The sequence below is a fragment of the Streptomyces sp. NPDC088794 genome (genome assembly GCF_044750545.1).
Lineage (GTDB): Bacteria > Actinomycetota > Actinomycetes > Streptomycetales > Streptomycetaceae > Streptomyces.
This window is the reverse complement of sequence record NZ_JBIVKB010000029.1, coordinates 35,083-55,868: the sequence shown is the minus strand read 5'-3', so window position 1 is coordinate 55,868 and position 20,786 is coordinate 35,083. Positions and strand designations below refer to the sequence as shown.

General features: G+C 69.0%; 15 protein-coding genes and 4 pseudogenes. 6 read left to right on the top strand and 13 right to left on the bottom strand.

The genetic code is table 11. The features are described 5' to 3' along the window. Both ACIP6U_RS46935 and ACIP6U_RS46930 read left to right on the top strand, forming a co-directional pair. Positions 1–1,080 (top strand): annotated as a pseudogene (locus tag ACIP6U_RS46935) (flotillin family protein); the annotation flags it as partial. A 115-nt stretch (positions 1,081–1,195) separates the two neighbouring features. After that, positions 1,196–4,803, top strand: a pseudogene (locus ACIP6U_RS46930) (DNA repair ATPase). 394 nt (positions 4,804–5,197) lie between these two features. On the opposite strand, the gene ACIP6U_RS46925 reads toward ACIP6U_RS46930, so the two are convergent. Then, the gene (locus ACIP6U_RS46925; RefSeq protein WP_401729480.1) at positions 5,198–6,274 is read right to left on the bottom strand and encodes a PucR family transcriptional regulator; all 1,077 of its coding nucleotides are present in this window, start codon (positions 6,272–6,274) and stop codon (positions 5,198–5,200) included. A 483-nt stretch (positions 6,275–6,757) separates the two neighbouring features. Here ACIP6U_RS46925 and ACIP6U_RS46920 point away from each other — a divergent pair, with 483 nt between their 5' ends. Next, positions 6,758–7,201 carry a hypothetical protein gene (locus tag ACIP6U_RS46920; protein ID WP_401729475.1) on the top strand — a complete coding sequence of 148 codons (444 nt, stop codon included), beginning with the start codon at positions 6,758–6,760 and terminating at the stop codon, positions 7,199–7,201. A gap of 27 nt (positions 7,202–7,228) precedes the next feature. Here the strand turns inward: ACIP6U_RS46920 and ACIP6U_RS46915 are convergent, their stop codons facing one another. The 6 genes and pseudogenes from ACIP6U_RS46915 to ACIP6U_RS46890 all read right to left on the bottom strand — a co-directional run bounded on the left by ACIP6U_RS46915 (position 7,229) and on the right by ACIP6U_RS46890 (position 12,051). Next, positions 7,229–7,729, bottom strand: coding sequence for a CBS domain-containing protein (locus tag ACIP6U_RS46915; RefSeq protein WP_401729473.1), 501 nt, complete (start codon positions 7,727–7,729; stop codon positions 7,229–7,231). Positions 7,730–7,846: 117 nt separating this feature from the next. Then, positions 7,847–9,145, bottom strand: a complete 1,299-nt coding sequence (locus ACIP6U_RS46910) for an SLC13 family permease (protein ID WP_401729472.1) — start codon at positions 9,143–9,145, stop codon at positions 7,847–7,849. Further along, on the bottom strand, positions 9,142–9,564 hold the full coding sequence (locus ACIP6U_RS46905) for a hypothetical protein (protein ID WP_401729470.1): 423 nt from the start codon (positions 9,562–9,564) through the stop codon (positions 9,142–9,144). The genes ACIP6U_RS46910 and ACIP6U_RS46905 overlap by 4 nt, the downstream gene beginning before the upstream one ends. Before the next feature lie 22 nt (positions 9,565–9,586). Then, positions 9,587–10,822, bottom strand: coding sequence for a cation:proton antiporter (locus tag ACIP6U_RS46900; RefSeq protein WP_401729468.1), 1,236 nt, complete (start codon positions 10,820–10,822; stop codon positions 9,587–9,589). Positions 10,823–11,177: 355 nt separating this feature from the next. Continuing rightward, positions 11,178–11,614: pseudogene (locus tag ACIP6U_RS46895) on the bottom strand (cation:proton antiporter); the annotation flags it as partial. A gap of 23 nt (positions 11,615–11,637) precedes the next feature. Further along, positions 11,638–12,051: a MerR family transcriptional regulator gene (locus tag ACIP6U_RS46890; protein WP_401729467.1), complete on the bottom strand. Its 414-nt coding sequence runs from the start codon at positions 12,049–12,051 to the stop codon at positions 11,638–11,640. Between the two features lie 421 nt (positions 12,052–12,472). Here ACIP6U_RS46890 and ACIP6U_RS46885 point away from each other — a divergent pair, with 421 nt between their 5' ends. Then, positions 12,473–13,963 (top strand): SulP family inorganic anion transporter, encoded by a 1,491-nt coding sequence (locus ACIP6U_RS46885; protein WP_401729466.1) that lies wholly within the window; start codon positions 12,473–12,475, stop codon positions 13,961–13,963. A 363-nt stretch (positions 13,964–14,326) separates the two neighbouring features. Here ACIP6U_RS46885 and ACIP6U_RS46880 read toward each other — a convergent pair whose 3' ends face one another. The 6 genes and pseudogenes from ACIP6U_RS46880 to ACIP6U_RS46855 all read right to left on the bottom strand — a co-directional run bounded on the left by ACIP6U_RS46880 (position 14,327) and on the right by ACIP6U_RS46855 (position 18,904). Then, entirely contained in the window at positions 14,327–14,944 is a 618-nt protein-coding gene (locus tag ACIP6U_RS46880; RefSeq protein WP_401729464.1) for a uracil-DNA glycosylase, read from the bottom strand. Between the two features lie 156 nt (positions 14,945–15,100). Continuing rightward, positions 15,101–15,469, bottom strand: a complete 369-nt coding sequence (locus tag ACIP6U_RS46875) for a hypothetical protein (protein WP_401729463.1) — start codon at positions 15,467–15,469, stop codon at positions 15,101–15,103. Between the two features lie 595 nt (positions 15,470–16,064). Continuing rightward, a complete protein-coding gene (locus ACIP6U_RS46870) occupies positions 16,065–16,874 on the bottom strand; it encodes a hypothetical protein (RefSeq protein ID WP_401729461.1) in 810 nt (269 codons plus the stop codon). Next, a pseudogene (locus tag ACIP6U_RS46865) lies at positions 16,861–17,520 on the bottom strand (ATP-binding cassette domain-containing protein). Before ACIP6U_RS46865 ends, ACIP6U_RS46870 begins: the two are co-directional and overlap by 14 nt. A 141-nt stretch (positions 17,521–17,661) precedes the next feature. After that, entirely contained in the window at positions 17,662–18,144 is a 483-nt protein-coding gene (locus ACIP6U_RS46860) for a hypothetical protein (RefSeq protein WP_401729459.1), read from the bottom strand. 244 nt (positions 18,145–18,388) lie between these two features. Then, entirely contained in the window at positions 18,389–18,904 is a 516-nt protein-coding gene (locus tag ACIP6U_RS46855) for a nitroreductase family deazaflavin-dependent oxidoreductase (RefSeq protein ID WP_401729457.1), read from the bottom strand. Positions 18,905–19,073: 169 nt separating this feature from the next. Between ACIP6U_RS46855 and ACIP6U_RS46850 the strand changes: the two genes are divergently transcribed. Beyond that, entirely contained in the window at positions 19,074–20,171 is a 1,098-nt protein-coding gene (locus ACIP6U_RS46850) for a PP2C family protein-serine/threonine phosphatase (protein ID WP_401729456.1), read from the top strand. Between the two features lie 34 nt (positions 20,172–20,205). Beyond that, positions 20,206–20,742, top strand: coding sequence for a MarR family winged helix-turn-helix transcriptional regulator (locus tag ACIP6U_RS46845; RefSeq protein WP_401729454.1), 537 nt, complete (start codon positions 20,206–20,208; stop codon positions 20,740–20,742). The last annotated feature ends 44 nt before the right edge of the window (positions 20,743–20,786 follow it).

Below are 20,786 nucleotides of genomic sequence, written 5' to 3'. Positions count from 1 at the left end.
CTGGAGGTCATCGCCCGGGAGCGGGAGACGGAGCTGACCCGGATCGCCGCACAGAAGGAGGTCGAGGCGGAGAAGCGGGAGATCGCCGAGGTCGTGCGGGAGCGGGTTGCGGTGGACCGTACGGTCGCCGAGCAGGAGGAGTCCATCAAGAAGCTGCGCGCTGTCGAGCAGGCGGAGCGCGACCGTCAGACCGTGATCATCGCCGCCGAGGCCGAGGCGCAGGAGAGGCTGGTCAAGGACATCAAGGCCGCAGAGGCCGCCGAGCAGGCCGCCACCCACCGTGCGGCAGAGGAACTCACGCTGGCCGAGGCGCGGTTGAAGTCGGCGGACCTCGACGCGCGGGCAAAGGCGCGGCTCGCCGAGGGTGTGCAGGCGGAGGCCGCCGCCGAAGGGCTGGCCGCTGTGCAGGTCCGTGACAAGGAGGCCGAGGTCATCGAGAAGGCCGGCCGTGCGGAAGCCGGGGCGGCCCAGGCCCGGATGCTCGCCGAGGCCGAGGGCACCAAGGCGCAGGCGATGGCCGAGGCGCAGGCCATCGGCGAGAAGCTCAAGGCCGAGGCCGCCGGTCTCACCGAGAAGGCCGCCGCGATGGCCGCCCTCGACGACGCCTCCCGCGGTCACGAGGAGTACCGGCTGCGGCTGCAGGCGGAGAAGGACATCCGGCTCGCCGGACTCGACGTGCAGCGGCAGGTCGCCGAGGCGCAGGCCACCGTGCTGGCCACCGGGCTGGAGAACGCCGACATCAACATCGTCGGCGGGGAGTCGGTCTTCTTCGACCGACTGATGTCCTCGATCGCACTCGGCAAGAGCGTCGACGGCTTCGTGCAGCACTCCGAGACCGCGCAGGCCCTCGCGAAGCCCTGGCTGGACGGCACTTCCGGCTTCACCGACGACCTGAGCCGGATTCTCGCCTCGGTCTCCACGGCCGATGTGCAGAACCTCACCGTCTCCGCGCTGCTGATGAAGCTCATGAACAACGGCGGCGCGGAAGCCGGACAGCTCCGGCAGCTCCTGGACAAGGCAGGCGAGCTGGGCCTCGCCGACACCTCGCTGGCCGCGCTCAACGGCAGCGTCAGGCCCTGACCGCCACCGGGTCTGACTCGCACTGCCACGGCCCGATCCCGACCCGTGGTCCGGAGCTGCCGCACAGGGGACGGCAGCTCCGGACCGCGTCGCTCCGACTTCCGAGAGGGACTCCATGACCACCGGGACCACCGGTCTGGACACCGGCACGTACGAGGTGCTGCGCGACCGTCTCACCGCGCAGGCCGCCGAACTCGCCCGGCGCGCCGAGGCGCTGAACGCTCTGCGGACCGAGGAGTTCGGCGCCAGCCGGCTGGAGCTGACGAGCACCCGACGGCTGCGCACCGAGCACAACTGCGTGCCCCGCGACGTCGTCGCCGTCGGCGAGACACTCCTCTTCGGCCACAACGTCTTCCTCGGCCTGAAACCGGAGGTGACGGTGGGCGACGTCTTCGCCCTGTACGACCGTGACCTGAACCGGCTGCCTGAGCATGCCGTGCCCGGCCTGCTCGACGACCCCGTCTTCGTCCACGAGTTCGCCGCCCTGTACCGCTACTACCGCCAGGCCCACCTTCTCCAACTCCGCCGCGTCGACGGCAGGTTGCTGGCCGTCTTCCAGACCGGCGAGAAGACCGGCGACATCCGAGTCCTGCGCTGGGCGCTGACCGACGACGGCCGGGCGACCTTCCTGGACGCGCGTGGCGACCGCGACCACGTCTTCCCGCCCTCCCACGACTTCGCATGGAAGCAGACGAGCCGGGAGCACCACGTCCTCGGCCGTCACCCACATGTCTCCATCGAGGGTGAGGTCTTCGTCCAGACGGTCGGCGGCACGCTGACCGTCAAGGTGGAGGACAGCACCGAGACCGGCGAGGGGATCTACGCCGAGTCGGTCACCGAACCGCTGCAATCCCTCGCCGACGCAGACATCTCGTACGCGCGTGTGGGCCCCCTCATCCTCTTGGACATCCGTCCCTACAACGAGGACGTTCACCGCTACCTCGTGTTCAACACGCTCACCAAGAGCGTCGTCCGGCTCGACGGCATCGGCCGAGCATGCCGTGCCCTGCCCGAGGACCAGGGGATCGTCTTCCCCGGCGGCTACTGCCTTGCCACCGGGACGTACAAGACATTCGACGGCATCGACACTGCGGACCTGGAGTTCGAGCGGGTCGTGCGTTCCCCGAACGGTGAGGACGTGCTGTTCGCGTTCCACGCGCGTGTGGAGGGCCGCAGCCTGCTGCTGCCGTACAACATGATCCGCAAGGAGACCGTCACCCCGCTGTCCTGCCACGGCTGGGCCCTCTTCGACGACGGCGCGCTGATGGTGCTGCGTGCCGACAGCGATGAGCCGCAGCGCGTCCACCCGCTCCAGCTGTGGAACTCCCCCTACGTTTCCGACACCCACGCCGCCGCCCAGCCCGTCGGCACCGGCCCGCTCGCCCGCGTCGGCAACGCGGACCTCGTCCGCGGCATCTCCGACTGCCTGTCCATCACGCGCGCCGTCAACGAGACCACCCCGACGAGCGAGGTCTCACCGGCACCGACTACCGCTCGCCGGTCACGGACCCCGACTTCGCCGCCACCCGCCCCTACTGGGACCGCCCGCTGCCCTCGGAGTCACCCGAGGTCTACCGTGCCGAGCACCTCGCCGCACGCCTGCTGGCCGAACACGGACCCGAGGCTCTGGCGGAGGCCGACCTGCCCGCCCTCGTCCGGCAGGCGGCGGAGGCGGCGTACGACGAGGGCCACCAACGGGGAGTCCACGACCACGACGCGGTCCTGATCCTCACGACACTCCTGCGCCTGCACGAGGACGCCGGCTCGCTGCGCCACGAGCCCGCAGCCCGCGCCGCCGCCCAGCTGTTCTGGGCTCACGGCACGACAGCCGAGGAACGCGAGAGCTGGACCCGGCGAGCGGTGTCGCTGGCACGCGCCCGGGACACCTTCGGGTTCGCGCCTGCCATCGACGACCTGCGGGCCGAACTGGCGGAAGCCATCGGCACCCAAGCGGCGGCCGCCTACCTTTTCGAAGAGCTGACCAGCGGCCCCGACGGCTTCGTCATCAGCGTCGGCACCCGCACGCTCCTCGACAAGTTCGGCCGTACGGTGGACAGATCGGCCTACGACGACGACCTCGCCGTCCTCCCCGACCTGCCCGCGCGCAGGCAGCTGGTCGAGGCGTGGCTGACGTCGTACTCCACCTCGACCGGCGCCGAGGTCACCCCTGACGACCTGGCCGAGGCGGTGACCGACCAGCTCTGCCCGGACCTGCCACGCTACGAGTCCGCCGCGACCCTCACCGCCACCGTCGAGGGCCTTCTCGGCACCCACCCGCGCATCAGCGACCGCACGCTCACCGTCCGCGTCGACGAACTAGTGGCCCGTACAGAGGACTTCCGGACAAACGAGGTTCCGGCCCACCGCGCCTACCAGCGGCGCCGGACGGCGTTGGTGGCCGCTGAGCGCACACGTCTCCGGCTGGACGAGCATCGGCCACGCGTCATGTCCGCGTTCGTACGGAGCAAGCTCATCGACGAGGTGTACCTGCCGTTGGTCGGCGACAGCCTCGCCAAGCAGCTCGGCACCACCGGCGAGTCCAAGCGCACCGACACCGGCGGCCTGCTGCTGCTCATCTCCCCGCCCGGCTACGGCAAGACGACGCTCATGGAGTACGTCGCCGACCGCCTCGGTCTCCTGCTCGTGAAGATCAGCGGTCCGGCGCTGGGGCACGCCGTGACCTCACTGGACCCGGCCGAGGCCCCGAACGCCACCGCCCGCCGGGAGATCGAGAAGATCAACTTCGCGTTGGAGGCGGGCAACAACACGCTGCTGTACCTGGACGACATCCAGCACACCTCGCCCGAGCTGCTGCAGAAGTTCATCCCGCTGTGCGACGCCACCCGCCGCATCGACGGCGTGCGGGACGGCGAGCCGCGCACCTACGACCTGCGCGGCAAGCGCTTCGCCGTCTGTATGGCCGGCAACCCGTACACCGAGTCCGGCAGCCGCTTCCGCATCCCCGACATGCTCGCCAACCGCGCCGACGTGTGGAACCTCGGTGACGTCCTGACCGGCAAGGAGGACGCCTTCGCGCTCAGCTTCATCGAGAACGCGCTCACCGCCAACCCGGTCCTCGCCCCGCTCGCCGGCCGCGACCGCACCGACCTCGACCTGCTGATCCGCCTGGCCGGGAGTGACCCGACGGCCCGCGCCGACCGTCTCACACACCCGTACACCCCCGCCGAGCTGGAGCGGGTCCTGGCCGTCCTGCACCACCTGCTGACGGCCCGTGAGACGGTCCTGGCGGTCAACGCGGCCTACATCGCTTCGGCGGCCCAGTCCGACACCACCCGCACCGAGCCGCCCTTCCAGCTCCAGGGCTCGTACCGCAACATGAACAAGATCGCCCAGCGCATCCAGCCGGTCATGAACGACACGGAAGTGGCCGTACTGGTCGACGACCACTACACGGCCGAGGCCCAGACGCTCACCAACGCCGCTGAGGCCAACCTGCTCAAGCTCGCCGCGTTGCGTGGCACGCTGACTGACGAGTCGGCGGTGCGCTGGGCCGAGCTGAAAGCGGCGTACGTGCGTACCCAGACCCTCGGCGGCCCGGACAGCGATCCCCTCGCACGAGCCGTCGCCGCCCTGGGGCTGCTCGCCGACAGGGTCGCGGCCGTGGAGACAGCGATCGACCGTGCCGCCGACCCACGCCGTCTCACAGCGACCCCGGACGCCCGGCACGCGGCCCGCCCGGCTACCGCCCGCGGGGAGGGGTGAGATGTCGCGCGCCCGTCCGGCACCCCTGCCTGCCCTCCCGGCCGACTGCGAAGTAAGCATGTCCCAGTCCCGTCGACAGGGTCCCATTCCCCAGGCGTGCCTGCGATTCAAGGCCGCCCGGAACCGGCCCCTGACGCCAGGCCAGAAGCTGTCCATAACGGCACTGGAGGCCGTCAGGGCGCCCGTCGGGCACGGCTTTGGACACCTCAAGAACCGGCGCGTCCTCGGCAAGGTGCGCACCGAGCCCATCTCGGAGACCGCCCTGGTCAGGGCATTGCTGGTCCTCGCGAACTGCGAAGTCGCACGATGACCTACGATCTGCACCAAGCGGGCTTCGACAGTGATTCAGTGGCTTTCGCCGCAGAGACGGGCGCGGTCGCGGAAACCGCTTTTCTTACGTGCGGCTCGGCTGCGGGAGCTCCACGGTGGGCCAGTCGAGGAGGCGGGCGCCGATGACGGCGGTCTGGAGCATGTAGCGGTGGGCCGCGTCGGCCGGATTGGCGCCGGTGAGCTGGTGGATGCGTTCCAGACGGTAGGTCATGGCCCGCACGCTCAAGGAGAGGCGGCGGGCGGCCTCGGCCGCGACACAGCCGGAGTCGAAGTAGGTGGTGAGGGTGTCCAGGAGAGGCTGCGCACCGCCCCGTGCGGTGGTGAGCGGGCCGAGTGTGTTCACCACGAGGTCGGCCATGGCCTGGCGGTCGCGGGTGAGGACGGGGTACACGAGCATGTCGGTGGCGCGCAGGACCGGCTCCTCGAGGCCCAGGCGTTCGGCCATCTCCAGGGCACTCAGGGCTTCTTCGTACGACTGGACAACCCCGCCGGGGCCGGGCTGCGGGCGGCCGATGGCGACCCGGCCGCCGTCGGTGGCGGCGTGTGCCTGTTTGGCGAAGTAGGGCAGGACCTCGTTCTCGTGGCCGGGGGCGATGCACAGCAGTTGCCCGTCCTTGGTGGTGAGCAGGACGTTGCGGTTGCCGAAGCGCGCGATCAGAGCCTGTTCGACCTGCCGCGGCACCGCACTGCCCTCGTCGTACGCGGCCGGTCCCTGGGCGACCGCCACGGCGTGGGCGTGGGACAGGCGCAGCCCGAAGCGTTCGGCGCGTTCGGCGAGGCGGCCCAGGTCGCTGCGGCCGTAGAGGAGGTCGTCGATGAACTCCCGGCGGGCGGCCTCCTCCTGACGCACGGCCAGGCGCTGGGCGTGTTCGTAGCCCTCGGCGAAGGCGTCGATGACCTGCTGGACGGCGGCCAGGGTGCCGTCGGCCGAGCCGGGGACATCCGGCCAGCAGGCGCGGGCCGCGGCGAGGTGCGCGCCGACCAGGGCGCGCAGACCGTGACCGGCCTCCGCGGCCTGTTCGCCGAGTGCGCGTCGGGACTCGATCTCCTCGCGGGTGAGACGTCGGCCGGTGGCCGAGACCTCCGCGAGGATGCGGGCATAGCCGTCCAGATACAGCTCGGGTATGTCCCGCTCCGGCACGACGTCCCCCGCGCTCTTGATGTCTCCGTGACGCTTCTTCAACGGCCACCGGCATCCAGACCCTAATGAACTCTGCTGGTGACCGGCAATGCGGGTGCGCACGTTGACCGTGCATGATGACGTTTGGTGAGCACTCGGGAGAGAGCCGACGCCGGTCCCCGGCATCGAGAGCGGGCGCCGTCGGCCGTGGACAGCTTCGACGCGGACATCGATCTCGACGCCCTGGGCTGGTGCTTTTCGTCGTCGAACCCGGCTCCGCTTGACCCACGGCACGCAACCGGGCCACCTGAGCGCAGGATCACGGGTGGGTGCCAGACCTTCTGTCACGAGGGAAGCCGCAGCAGGGCCGAGTCTCTGCTCTGGCCCGTATGGCGTAATGCAGAAGAAGGTGTGCCCCGCGCAGTGAAGTCCGCAGTACGGAAAGGGAGAGTGCGGTCCTGGACCGTTACTGGGCACAGGAGGCACGCAGCGCGCTTCTGTACGGTGCCCCTGCTCCTTGGCGCCCTGGTGCTGATCGACTGGAGGCACTCGGGGTTCTCAGGCGTGCGGCTGGTCTGGTGGGCGGCACTGGGCGTGCAGTTCACGATCATCCTGCTGCCGCCGCGGGTGGCTGCTGTGGACAACAGCCACGTCGCACGAGGACTGTTCATCCGTCGGCGCATGTGCACGGCCCGTCTGGTGGCGGTGCGGATGGTCGACGGAGTCACCCAGCGGCTCGTGCTCAGCGACGCGTCAGGGGGCCGGTTGGAACTGAACCCGCGGGTCCAGGTCGCCAACCCACTGCTGTGGCACCACCTTGAGCAGGGGGCCCGGCATTCTCTGGAACAGGGCACGCTGCTGTACGGCATGCCGGTGGTGGAGAGTATGGCCCGGCGTATCGACGGTGAGGCGTGCCGCGGGATCCTCCGGGCGTCCGACCTGAAGTAGGTCCTGCGCGAGTCGCACCACGGCTGCTCACGTCGCGTCCGGTGGTTCCGCCGCTCCCAGCAGTTCGTGCAGCAGGTGTGAGGCGGTGATCACACCGAGGAGGTGCGCACGGTCCTTCTCCCGCCTATCCGGTCCGGCGGTGGTTCGCTCCGCGACCGCCACCAGCGGGCTGCGCACCCGGGCCATCAACGCGGCCACCTCCAGCGCGGTGTCGTCGGGATCCGCGACTGGCGGAGGTTCCGCCCTGCCGGGCAGGCAGTCGCCCACCCGGCGGCCCGCAAGCGCTGCGCACAGTCGGTCGGCGTGTTTCTCGTCCACGACCGCGGCGAGTGTCGGGTCCTCGATCACATAGGCGGGCACCAGCACCTTGACCATCTGGGAGGCGGGCAGGATCGCCTTCGGCTCGCCCCGTTCGTCCAGCACGAGCAGGCCCGGCAGCCGGTGCTCGGCCATCAGTCTGGCGGCTTCCATGGCGTCGCTGTCGACGCTCACTGTCTCGTATTCGACCGCCAGGTCACGCGCGCGCACGGCGGGCTCCTCATCTGCTGAAAACGTCCCTGTGCCCAGGGTCGTACCCCCGCCGCTCCGGAGCCAGCACGTTGACGAGACCCCTACGCGGATGTTCGCGCATCCGTCACCTTCTTGTCAGGCGAGGACGAAGTAGCGCAGCCACACGTACAGTACGGACAGCCCCACGGTGACGGCGGTGACGACCAGGCCGTACTTGGTGAACTGCCAGAAGGAGATGGGCTGCCGGTTGCGTTCGGCGATGCCGAGGACGACCACGTTGGCGCTGGCGCCGATCGCGGTGGCGTTGCCGCCGAGGTCCGCGCCGATGGCCAGCGCCCACCACATGACGTGGTCGCTCGCGCCGCCCATGTTGTGCACCAGGTCGGCGGTGATCGGGGCCATGGTGGCGACGTAGGGGATGTTGTCCACGACGCCGGAGAGCACGGCCGAGGCGGTGAGCAGCAGCATGGAGCCGCCGAGTTCGTTGTCGCCGATGGCGCCCGCCAGAGATCGCGAGATCTCCCCGATCACGCCGGTCTCGATCAGCCCGCCGATCATGATGAACAGGCCCGCGAAGAAGGCGAGGGTGGGCCACTCGACCTCTTGGAGGATGTCGCCGGTCTCCACGGTGGAGACGGCGATCAGCAGGCCCGCGCCGAGGAGGGCGACGACGCTGGGTTCGTAGTGCAGGACGGGGTGGAGAACGAATCCGGCGACCACCAGGACGAGGACAGCCAGGCCCTGCATGAGCAGCCGGGGGTCCTTGATGGCCTCCTTCTCCTCCAGCGCCATGATCTCTTCGGCGCGTGTCCCGTCGTAGACGAACGACGTGCGGAACAGCCACCGGCACAGCAGCACGAGCACGATGGTGAGGAGCGCGGACAGTGGGGCGAGGTGGATCAGGAAGTCGTTGAAGGTCAGGCCGGCCCGGCTGGCGATGATGATGTTGGGCGGGTCGCCGACCAGGGTGGCGGTGCCGCCGATGTTGGAGGCGAACACCTCGGCGATCAGGAACGGGGCGGCGGGAAGCGCGAGCCGCTCGCACACCAGCAGCGTCACCGGGGCGATCAGCAGCACGGTGGTGACGTTGTCGAGGAGAGCCGAGGCGAGGGCGGTGATGACGACGAGCATCACCATCACCCGGAACGGGCGGGCCCGCGCCCTCTTCACCGCCCAGATGGCCAGGTACTCGAACATGCCGGTCTTCTTGAGCACGCCGACGATCATCATCATGCCCATGAGCAGGAAGATGACGTTCCAGTCCACTCCGGAATGCTCGGAGAAGAAGGCTGACTTGTCGTCGGTGGCGCCGATGGCCAGCATCAGCGCCGCCCCGCCCAGGGCCGCGCCGACGCGATGGATCTTCTCGCTGATGATCAGGCCGTACGTGACCACGAATACGGCGATCGCCGCCCAGCCGTGCCAGTCGTTCACGTTCCTCCGACGAGTCGTTGCGTCAGGCGGGCGGCCGGGACAGCGCCCGCGAACCGGGTGCGGTCGCCGTCGCGTTCGACGACGGCGACCGGCGGAGTGTGCGTACGGGACTTGAGGGCCGTGATGTGCATGACGCTCGTGTCCGGACCGGCCGTGGGCGGACGGAACCTTCGGCGCGACTGCCACTCGGCCACCGTGCGCCCGGCAAGCCCACCTGGCACCTCGTTGAGATTCCGATCGTCGATCACCGCCACGAGTATCGGGGCATCCAACGCGTACTCGGGCACGAGCCGCCCCATGGGCTGCGAGCCGGGCAGGATGGCGTCCGGCTGCTCGTCGCGATCGGCGACCAGCAGCCCCGGCAGCTTGTGGTCGACCAGCAGTCGGACCGCTTCAGCGGCGTCGTCTTCAGTGGACACGGGCGGGTAGGACCCAGTGAGTTCACGCGCCGACACGGCCGCTCTCCTTGCTGGTTCGGGAGACGGGGATGCCAGCGTCCAATGCGGCGAGGTCGTCCACATGGAACATGCGGGCGATCGGGACGTCGGTGGAGCTGTGCGCGATGATCGAGAAGGCGATGCACACGGCGATCAGTGTGAATGCATCCTCGCCCTGCGGGATCCCTGCCTGGAGCACCAGCAGCCCGTACACGACGGAGGCGAAGCCTTTCGGCCCGAACCAGGCGGCGACCAGCTTCTCCTGCCGCGTGAACCGGGTGCCGACCAGTGACAGCAGCAGTGAGGCGGGCCGGATCAGCACGATGGCCAGGACCACCACGGCGTACCCGCCGAACGACAGATCCCCGAACAGCTGTGGTGTCAGCAGCGCGCCGAACACCAGCAGGGCCGCGAACTTGGCCAGCTCCGCCAGGGCTTCGCCCAGTGGCTCGAACGCCGCCTTCGCCTCCAGGGAGCGCGCGGTCAGGACGGCGCCCGCGGAGAACGCGGCGAGATAGGGGTTGGCGTGCGTGAGGTGACAGACGGCGTAAAGGATCACACCGATCGCCAGCGGCAGCAGGGGCTGGAGCTTGGGCTCGGCGCCCAGCAGCCGGAAGCGTACGAGCTCGATCACGACGAAGGGGAGGACGACGCCGAAGACCAGCCCCAGGACCAGCTCCAGCGCGATCTTTCCGAGATCGGCCTCGGCGTGAACGGAGGTGGGGCCGGCCGCGGCGATCAGGATGAGCACGACCGGCAGGGCGAGCCCGTCGTTGATGCCGCTCTCCACGTTCAGCAGCTGCCGCAGCTTCGCCGGGACTTCCTTGCGCCCGACGATCGCCGAGGCGAACACAGGGTCAGTGGGCGCCAGGACGGCCCCCACAAGGAACGACGTCGTCCAGTCGAGGCCGACCAGAAAGTGCGTGATGAGCGCCGCCCCGACGAAGGCGAGTGGCATGCCGAGCCCGAGTGCGCGGGCCGGGTTGCGCCAGTTGGCGCGCAGCTTGGGGAACGAGACGTGCATGCCGTCGGTGAACAGCACGGCGAACAGTGCCAGGTCCGCTGTGACGGACACGATCTCGCTGTCCGGGGTGATGTGGATCAGACCGAGGAAGCCATCGCTGACGAGCGCGCCACCGACCAGGAAGAGCAGTGAGGTGGACAGGACGGTCCGGGCGGCGAGCCCTGACAGCAGGACCGCGATGAGCAGTGCCACTCCGAAAACCACGACGAGCACCATGATCCGGACCCCCGATCGGTGAAGAGAGCTGTCCTCCAACCGCCGACCAGACTTCCCGGCACACCGCTGGGAACCATACACGTTCTTTACGTGGCAATGACAGGTTGTTGATGCGCCCTGTGGCCGGGCGAGACATTGCCGGACCTCGGCAAGAAAGGTGCCCGCGCTTCTCGCGATCCGTTGTCATGCTGCTCGCCCGGCGCGGTCCGTGGGTCATGGACAGCACCATGCAGTTGTCCGGACTCAGCTGCTTCGTGTCCGCCAGGCGTTGGCCCGTGCTCACGCGTGGCCGACGGCGTCCTGGTCGGCGAGGGTTTCGTGGGCGTTGGTTGCTCGGCGGGCGCGTGATGTCCTGCGGCTCGATGGCCGGCTGGTGTCGGAGTCGTTCGAGCAGGCGAGCGGCCAGCGGTTCCGGGTAGCGGGCGGTGACAGGGCCGAGAAGGACGAGGATCAGGACGTAGGCGGTGGCCAGGGGCCCGAGGGAGGGCTCGATTCCGGCGGTCACGGCGAGTCCGGCGATGACGATGGAGAACTCGCCGCGTGCGACCAGGGTGCCGCCGGCCCGCCGGCGCCCTTTGGGGTCGATCCCGGCCCGGTGGGCGGCCCAAACAGCCGGTCACGATCTTTGTCAGGGTAGTGACGGCGGCCAGGGCGAGTGCGGGCAGTAAGGACCGGTGGGATGCTCGCGGGGTCGGTGTGCAGGCCGAAGAAGACGAAGAACACCGCGGTGAACAGGTCCCTCAGCGGGGCGAGCAGGCTGTGGGTGCCCTCGGCGACCTCGCCGGACAGCGAATTGATGACGTGATGCCGCGGTTCTAGAAGTGAGCGACCGGTGTGTTCTGCTCCAGTCGGGCGTCCAAGGTAGCGGCGAAGTCTTCGGCGCGGGCCAGTTGGATGCGCAGCTTCTCCACCTGTTCGGCGGCTGCCCGCTGGTAGGTGCGCACGCGCTTGAGCAAGGCCTCGCGTTCGCTGGCGTCGAGTGCATCGTGGCCGTCCAGGCGATCTGTGGCGTCCAGCAGGTCGCGCATCTGCTCCAGGGTGAAGCCGAGGGGTTTCATCCGACGGATGACCATGAGCCGGGCGACGTCGGTCTCGGTGTAGAGGCGGAAGCCGCCCTGGGAGCGGGCAGAGGGGATGACCAGGCCGGTTTCCTCGTAGTGCCGGATGGTGCGCAGAGACAGCTCCGTCCGTCCCGCGACCTCGCCGATCTGCATGTGCTTGTCGTCCACGCTCGCGGTTCCTGGCCCTTCTCCTTCGTGGGGTTGCCTGTACGACCCCACCAGTCTCTACTCTAACGTTAGGGTAGTGTCGTTGAGGGTGAGGGCGGGCCAGCTGTCCCACTGCTGCCGTTCTGGGGCCTATGGCGCCCCCGGCGAATATCCAATTCTTGCAGGAGAGAGCGTGCGTGAACCCGTGATTTTGATCGCCGCCGCCTGCCCGCCGTGACCCTTCGCCCCCTTGCGTGAGCCGCCCGGCTGCCTCGTGCGTGCCGCCCACCGCACACGACTCCACCCTTTGCGACTTCCGGCCCGTTTCTCGGGCTGTCAGCGGAGCGTCGGCCCGGCCTCCGCGCGTCCCGCACGTCCCCGGCGTTCGCCGGCCGGGCGTGCCCGAGCACGACAGGTGCCCAACTCCTTGTCTTCTGCTGCTGTGTCTCCTGCCGCGCGGCTGCGCGGTCTGCGTCCCGACTGGTTGAACGACCCGAAGGTCTGGCGCGCCGAAGTCCTGGCCGGCCTGGTGGTCGCCCTCGCGCTGATTCCCGAGGCGATCTCGTTCTCGATCATCGCCGGCGTCGACCCGGCGATCGGACTGTTCGCGTCGTTCACCATGGCCGTGACGATCTCCGTCGTCGGCGGCCGCCGCGCCATGATCTCCGCCGCGACCGGTGCCGTCGCCCTCGTCATCGCGCCTCTGAACCGGGAGCATGGCTTCGGCTACCTCGTCGCCGCCGTCATTCTGGCTGGACTCCTCCAGGTCGTCCTCGGCGCGGTCGGGGTCGCCAAGCTGATGCGGTTCGTGCCGCGCAGTGTGATGGTCGGCTTCGTCAACGCGCTCGCCGTCCTGATCTTCATGGCTCAGGTGCCGGAGATGCACGACGTGCCGTGGGCCGTCTATCCGCTGATCGTCGGCGGGCTCGCGCTGATGGTCTTCTTCCCGAAGGTCACCAGGGTGATCCCGGCGCCGCTCGTCTCCATCCTCATCCTTACGGTGATCACGGTCGCGGCCGGGATCTCGGTGCCAACCGTCGGTGACAAGGGAACCCTGCCGTCCTCGCTGCCCACCCCCGGTCTTCCGGACGTGCCGTTCTCCCTCGACACCCTCACGACCATCGCGCCCTACGCGCTCGCCATGGCGCTGGTCGGCCTGATGGAGTCGCTGATGACCGCCAAGCTGGTCGACGACATCACGGACACCCGCTCCAACAAGACCCGCGAGTCCATCGGCCAGGGCATCGCCAACATCGTCACCGGCTTCTTCGGCGGCATGGGCGGCTGCGCCATGATCGGGCAGACGATGATCAACGTGAGGGTGTCCGGAGCCCGCACACGACTGTCGACCTTCCTCGCAGGTGCCTTCCTGATGGTGCTGTGCATCGTCTTCGGCCCGGTCGTCTCCGACATTCCCATGGCCGCGCTCGTCGCCGTGATGGTGATGGTGTCCTTCGCGACCTTCGACTGGCACTCCATCGCCCCCAGGACGCTGAAGCGGATGCCGACGGGGGAGATCACCGTCATGGCGCTCACCGTTGCCGTCGTGGTCGCCACCCACAACCTGGCCATCGGCGTGGTCGTCGGTACCGTCACGGCCATGGTGATCTTCGCCAAGCGCGTCGCGCACCTCGCCGAGGTCACCGCAGTCGTCGACCCCGACGGCAACACGGTTGTCTACCGGGTCACGGGTGAGCTGTTCTTCGCCTCCTCCAACGACCTGGTCACGCAGTTCAATTACGCCACCGACCCGGGCAAGGTCGTCATCGACCTGTCCGACACTCACATCTGGGACGCCTCCTCCGTCGCTGCCCTCGACGCGATCGAGACCAAGTACGCCCAACGCGGTAAGGAAGTCGAGATCATCGGTCTGAACCAGCCCAGTGCCCAGATCCACCAGAAGCTCAGCGGCGAACTCACCGGCAGCCACTGACCTCCAGCGCCGCGGTCGGCGAGCGGGCTCCGGTCAATCGGTCGGGGCCCTCTCGGCTCCACCCAAGAGTCCTCCACAGGCGAAGGGCCGCGGCAGGTGGAGGCCGAGGTCAACCCCCCATCGGTGCGCCACGTCCATGTTGTCGCTCACCACTGGACCGCGCTGGCTCCCGTCGGCATCCGTCCTGCAGCCTGGATGTGTGCCGGGACCAGGATCGGAATCATCGAAGCCGGCGGCCATGCCCAGACCACCTAGCGGGACATGACGCCGCTCGTTCGTTGCAGGCGCCCGGACGTGACTCCCTCGACGGCAGCGCAACGTCGGGCCAATGCACGGCCGGGAGTTTGGGAAGCGGCGCCGCGGCTACTGCCGGAGCAGCTTCGCCACCAGCTGATAGGACTCGAGTCGGTGCTGCTCCCGGGCGGCACGGACGTCTGGATCCGGTGACCACAGGGCCTGCCGGCCGGGATGATAGGTGCTGACGACCTGGTAGCCGCCGTCCTGTATGAGGTGTGGGTGGGTCCTCTCGAGCCGTCGCCAGGAGTTTTGGGCGTCGACTCCCTGCAAGAGGACTACTGCGAGTCGGGGAAGCAGCGCAAGCAGGCGTGCCAAGACCGTTATCCCGGCCCCGCGTTCTTCGGCGTTCGGTGCACGGTTGATGTACCAGGGGTAGGCGTTCCAGGGCAGCGTGTCGCGTGCCTCTATGCCGGCCTTGGTGAAGCCGGTGCACTGCCGTTCGGCAGTGGCGTCGTCGTTTTCCACGCAGAGGAAACCCGAGCCCGTGCCGTCCTGGGTCTTGGGACCGGGATCCCGGAGAACGCTCAGCACGCGTGCCTCCACGCCTCCGTGCCAGGGCGCCACGTGCGGCATCCAGCCTCGGCCGTCCTGGTCGCGCAGTTGGTCGACCATCTCGTTGACTGCGCGTACATGCGGTGCGTACCGGTCTCTTTCCTGCTCGCTACGGAAGGCGTTGTCCGCCATACGTCTGACCACGTCAGATCTCCAAACGTGCTGATCGTGCGACAAGCGTCGCCATCGGCGACGATCGACAGGTTCGCGTGCGGGGGCCTTTGACGAGTGCCCAGGTGGGGCTGTGGACCTCAGCCAAGGCGGACGGGCGCCTGGGCCCGTCCATCCTCACAACAGGGCTTCGATGCCAGGGAGTTCACTGCGTACGAGGTCTGGTCGCGCCCGTTCGCGGTCCAGGATGAGAATGAGGAAGAGACCTTCGTGGACGCGGCGGTTCAGCGGGCGGATGAGGTGGAGTTCGGTGTCGAGGGTGACCATGATGTCCTCGATCCGTTCCGGCTTGTGGCCGGTCAGCTGCAGTGCGGACAGATGCGCGCGCACCACATCGGTGCAGGCGTGGGCCGCCAGGTCCAGGTCGAGGTCCGCGCGGCGGCTCTTGGTGCCCAGTGTCATGCGGCTGACGTAGTCGACGACGGCTACGCCGAGGGCTCCGTCGAGGCGCATGGCCCAGTTGAGTGCCACCTGGATCGTGGACACGGTTACCCCTCTCGCCGGTACGCCAAATCGTCGTGCCGACCAGGCTTCCCGGCGCTCCAGACCCGCCGCGGGCCCTTGCTGGTGCACGGTGCGGCGGTTCACCTTTGCATAATGCCATGGTTCTCGGCCGTCCGTGCCACCGATGTGGAGTCGTGGCCGTGAAGAGCCGCTGACGGCGGCCAGGAAAGGGGGAACCAAGCGTCTGTCGACGAGGATGCGGCGGCTCTGAACGTGGCGGCGCCCGTGGTCCGTGGTGCGCATGCCAGGGTGAGTTGGGTGGTGCCGAGGTCCAGACTCTCCGTGGGTCGGGTCCATGACGTGACCTGTCGGCGGATTGACGGCTGGGATGTGCGCGATGACCGCGCGATGCGGGCGCTTCACGTGCTGGAATTCGTCGGAGCCACGTACAGGTGTGGCCCGGCCGACCACGAAGGTCGTCGGCTCGGGAACGGTCCCTGAGCCGACTCTGTCGCGGAGAAGATGACTTCGAGGGCGTGGGGCTCGAAATGAGAAGCATGACTTCAGCTGGCCACGAGACCACGGTCATACGTCGTCTCGTGGTGCGAGTCGGATGTCCTCTCCCGGGAGTGTCCTGCTACCGCGCCCTGCGTACCGGGCGGGTCCGGACGCGGGTGCGGACCCGGAAGATCAGGAGCCCCAGGAGACCGAGTCCGGCGGCCCAGGCCGGGCCGAGGGCGAGGCGGCCCCACAGCGCGGTGTGCCCGAAGGCTCCGCCGGCCGCGAACTGCATCGGGCCGAAGGACGGGAACCATTGCAGGACGGGCTTGTTAGCGAGGGGGTTGCCCAGCGGGTTCTGCAGGAAGGTGTCCATCAGGCCGCCCATGATGATGAGGAAGAAGCCCTCCAGGTCACGTTTGACGAGCACGCCGAGGAGCAGTCCGAGGGCGCCGTAGGTGAGGGCTATCACCGTGTACCCGGCGAGGACGGCGAACCAGCCGCCTGCCGTCGGGCGCCAGAAGAACAGGATTGCGAGCGCGGTGTACAGGGCGATCGCCGCCGCGACCACGGCGACGGCGAGGGACTTGGCGCCGACGAGGGTGGACTGCCGGCATCCAACGAAGACGAGGCGCCGGTCGAAGGCGAGCGCCTTGCGGACGGCGTCGAAGACGACGAAACCGGCGATCATCGTCACAGAGTTGACGCCCGCGGAGATCAGTGTGAGCCGGCCGCCTTCGACATGCAGTACCCCGACGGTCGCGTACAGCTTGAAGTCCAGCGTCTCGCCTGAGGCCGGCGCGTCCATCACCAGGTACCAGACGGGCACGAAGAGCACGAGCAGCAGTCCGGCGAGACGATTGCGGGTCTGGTCGCGCACCGAGAAGCGCAGGGCCGTGGGGAACTGCCCGTACAGCGGCCGCTGTACGGGAGCCTCAGGCGTTGACATGGCGGTCCCCTTCGGCGGCCGTACGCAGGGACAGGCGGCCATCGACAAGGTCGGCCAGAACGTCGAAGCCGTCCTGCTCGAACACGAGGTGGGTGATGACCACGACGGCCTTGTCGCGGGCGCGCAGATCCTCGGCCAGGTCCCAGAAGCGGAGGTAGGTCTCCCAGCCGAAGCCCTGGTAGGGCTCGTCGAGGAGCAGGACGTCCGGGTCGTGCAGCAGGGCCAGGGTGAGGTTGAGCTTCTGCCGGGTGCCACCGGAGAGTTCGTCGACGACGGTCTGCTCGTATCTTTCCTAGCTGAGCAGGTGCACCAGCTCGTGGCCGCGGTCGAGGTCGGGCAGGTGGTGGGCGGCGGCGAAGTGGCGCAAGTGCTGTGCGACGGTCAGGCTGCCGTTGAGGACGGGGTCCTGGGGGCAGTAGCCGAGTGTGCCGGACAGAATGATCCGGCCGCGGTCCACGCTGAGGGTGCCGGCCAGCGCTTTGAGCAGGGTGGACTTGCCGGCGCCGTTCTCGCCGACGACGGCGACGAGTCGGCCGGGGGCGACAGTGAGGTCAGCACCGCGCAGGACACGGTGCTTGCCGTAGGACTTGTGCAGGTTACGGGCTTGGAGCGCGGGCGGTGGTGCGGGGGTGGATCCGGTCGGCACGCCTCCCTGCCTTACTCGAATGCTTCGCCTTGTGGAGGTGCGTTCAGCCCGCTCGCGTGGACGCTGAGCGTCTTTGGGGCCTGGCGCGCCACGTCGTCGAGCGACAGCGGTCGCTACTCACGTGTCAGGTCCGGCGGGAGCTCAGTCCACGGGGGACGCGTATGGGGTGGGCTCGACCGCGGTGAGGTGAGGCGGAATGGTGGCGTCGCCCGACTCGTCACCCGGCACGCCCGCCCTTGTGGACAGCATGGACCAGGCGCCCAGGGCTACGGCGATCGCGGCGGCCGTGGCGATCACGCGGCCGATGCGACGGAACTTGGCGGGGCCGTCGAGGTCCCGCCAGGGCGGCCACGGATCGTCCGGGTGCCATGGGTCGCCCTCGACGTCTGTCCTGTTGTCGGCCCGTGTGTTGCGGAGGCGCGGTTCCGGTCGCGCTGTCCGGTACGGCTTGCGGTGAGGAGGATGAAGTGGGGACATCCGCTTCTGTGCCGAGGGCTCCCTTGGGGCGGACGCGCGGATGGCCTGCTCGCAGTCCATCAGGAATCTCAGCCAGACCTCGTCCGCTGCGGGCATGGCGGCCGGCTCGTGCGGCACTTCTTCGCCGTCCGGCCCTGAGGTGGTCATGTGCTCTCTTCCCTCCGGGTGAAGCCGCGCGATCAGACAGCCGTGCTCCGGGAAGTCCGCCGACGGCCGCCGAGGTGCCCTGCGCCGCGTGATCGTGCCGTCATCACTCCTGATCACTCCTGGGCGTCGAAGGGCGAGCGGCCGTCGGCTCGACTCCCCATGCCGATTATTGCATAGTGCAAAATAAGAGCGCCAATCGGGCGGTCATTTTCGGTGCCGATCTAGCGGGCGGGCTGCCGAGCCGTCAGGGGCGTCGCGTGTGCCCACGCGTTGTCTCGCCGGCCAGTCGCACAAAGGGAATCTCCCGGCCGACCTTGCGGTACGACGCCTCTGTGCCGTCTGTTCGAAGGCTCATGAACGTGCACAGGCGTCGGGCTGTGCGCGGATGCCGGCACGCGTACTCGGCCATGATGTCGGCGCCTTCCTCGGGAGCAAGGAAGTGGGCGGTGACGGCGAGCGGGCGGTTACCGACCTGGATGAGGGTCTTCGGCTGCGCGCGCAGGTTCCGGTACCAGTCGGCCTTCGGGCCGAAGCCGGAGGCCACGGTCCAGCTCGCGGTGGCGGGGTCGTGGGTCACCACTTCGAGGGCCGTCATGTGATCCCGATCGGTCAGACGGCCGGTGTGGTGCAGTAGTAGGAGCCGCTTTCCGAGGAGAGGGCCCAGTCCCGCGCGGAAGAGCAGGACCGGCAGGCGCAGGGCCAGGCGCCGCCATCCCGTGGGCCGTTGCGGGAGGCTGGTTCCGGTGTCTCTGTCTGCCATCGTCGCCTTCCGTGCATCCGGGATACCGGCTCCCGGACTCGATTGGGTAAAGGACCTGAAGTTGGAACGGTGTCGCGGGAGCCACCTTTGCATAGTCTAAAGGTGGGGGAGGGGTGCCTGCGGGAACGGTGGGCGGCTCTCGACAGCCGCGAGACCGCTGGAGTGTGTGATGACGGACCGGAAACCACCGTCGAGTGGGGCGGTTCTGTCCTGCACGCCGGTCGTGGTTATGGCGGTGGTCGCGGTGATGGACGTCGTGGCCGGTCCTGGCATCGGTTTCCTCCCGCTCGTCTCGCTCGGACCCGCGTTCGCAGGACTGGTCGGCGGATGGCGCCGTACGGCGGTATTCGGGCTCGCGGCCCTCGTGCTGTGCGTGGCACTCGGTGTGTACGACGGCCTGTTCGAGGAACGCCGCGGTTACACCGCGCTGGCCTCGGTGGCAGGTGTCACCGGCGTGGGTGTCGCGGCGGCCGTGATGCGTTCGCGCAGGGAAGCGGAGCTGGCCAGTGTGCGGTCGATCGCTGAGGTCGCACAGCGGGTGCTGCTACGGCCGGTACCGCTGACCGCGGGTCCGCTACAGGCGGCGGTCTCGTACACCTCGGCGGTCGCTGAGGCGCGCATCGGCGGGGACCTGTACGAGGTGGTGGCCTCGCCGCACGGCATCCGCGTGATCGTCGGTGATGTCCAGGGCAAGGGTCTGGCCGCGGTGGAGACGGCTGCCGTGGTGCTCGGCGCATTCCGGGAGGCGGCTCACGACGAGCCGGACCTGCTGGGGCTCGGCGAGCGGCTGGAGCGGAGCGTGGCCCGGGAGCTGGAGGGTGAGAAGTTCGTCACCGCGATCCTCGGCCAGATCGGCACGGACAGCGAGGCGGTCTTCCTCAACTACGGCCATCCGGCCCCTATGGTCGTGCGGCGGAACGGCACCGTCGACTTCCCTCAACCGCCCTCCTTCGCCCTTCCGCTGGGGCTGGGCGCCCACGGGAGCGAGGGGCCGGTGCCCTACCGGGTGGACTTCGCCCCCGGGGAACAGCTCCTGCTGTACACCGACGGAGTCACCGAGGCCCGCGACGAGGAGGGGCGTTTCTACCCCGTCGGCGAACGGGCCCACCTCCTGAAGGACCCGGACGCGCATCGCGCCCTGGAGGCGCTGCGCGCTGATCTCGCCCAGCATGCAGGCGGCCCGCCCCACGACGACGCCGCGATGCTCCTGCTGCGCTATCACGGCCACGAGGGTCACGGGGAAGGAAAGTCTGTTCCCATCGCGTGAGTGAGCAGGGGCTTCAGCACGGTACAAAGGAAGCATGCCGGAGCGTGAGGCCCCCAATGGGGCGATGGACGATGTGGATGTGGTGACCCGTTCGGTGCTCACCGCGTCCCGCTTGCTGGTGGCGGTCTCCGCCCGTTCCCTCGCAGCTGTCGAAGAGAGAGTCACGCTGCCGCAGTTCCGGATGCTGGTCGTGCTGTCCACCCGAGGCGCCACCAAATTGGTCACGCTCGCCGACCTGCTCCAGGTCGCGCCGTCCACTGCCATGCGCATGGTCGACCGGCTGATCGCCGCCGGTCTCGCCGACCGGCAGGCCAACCCGGGCAACCGCCGTGAGACGCTGCTGCAGCTCACCGAGGAGGGGCGCCGCACGGTCGCCGACGTCACCGCCCGCCGCCGTTCCGAGATCGCCGTGATCGTGGAGAAGCTGCGGCCCACCCAGAGGCTGGCCCTGATCGAGGCGCTGGCCGCCTTCAACGAGGCCGGGGGAGAGCCGCTCGCTCCGGCCTTGGATGAGGCGGAGCCGCATCCGCTGGGCTGGGCGATGGACGTGCCGGTCGCCCGGGACGCCTGACCCGTTCCCGAGCGTCATGGTCGGGCCGGACTTTTCTGCTCTCC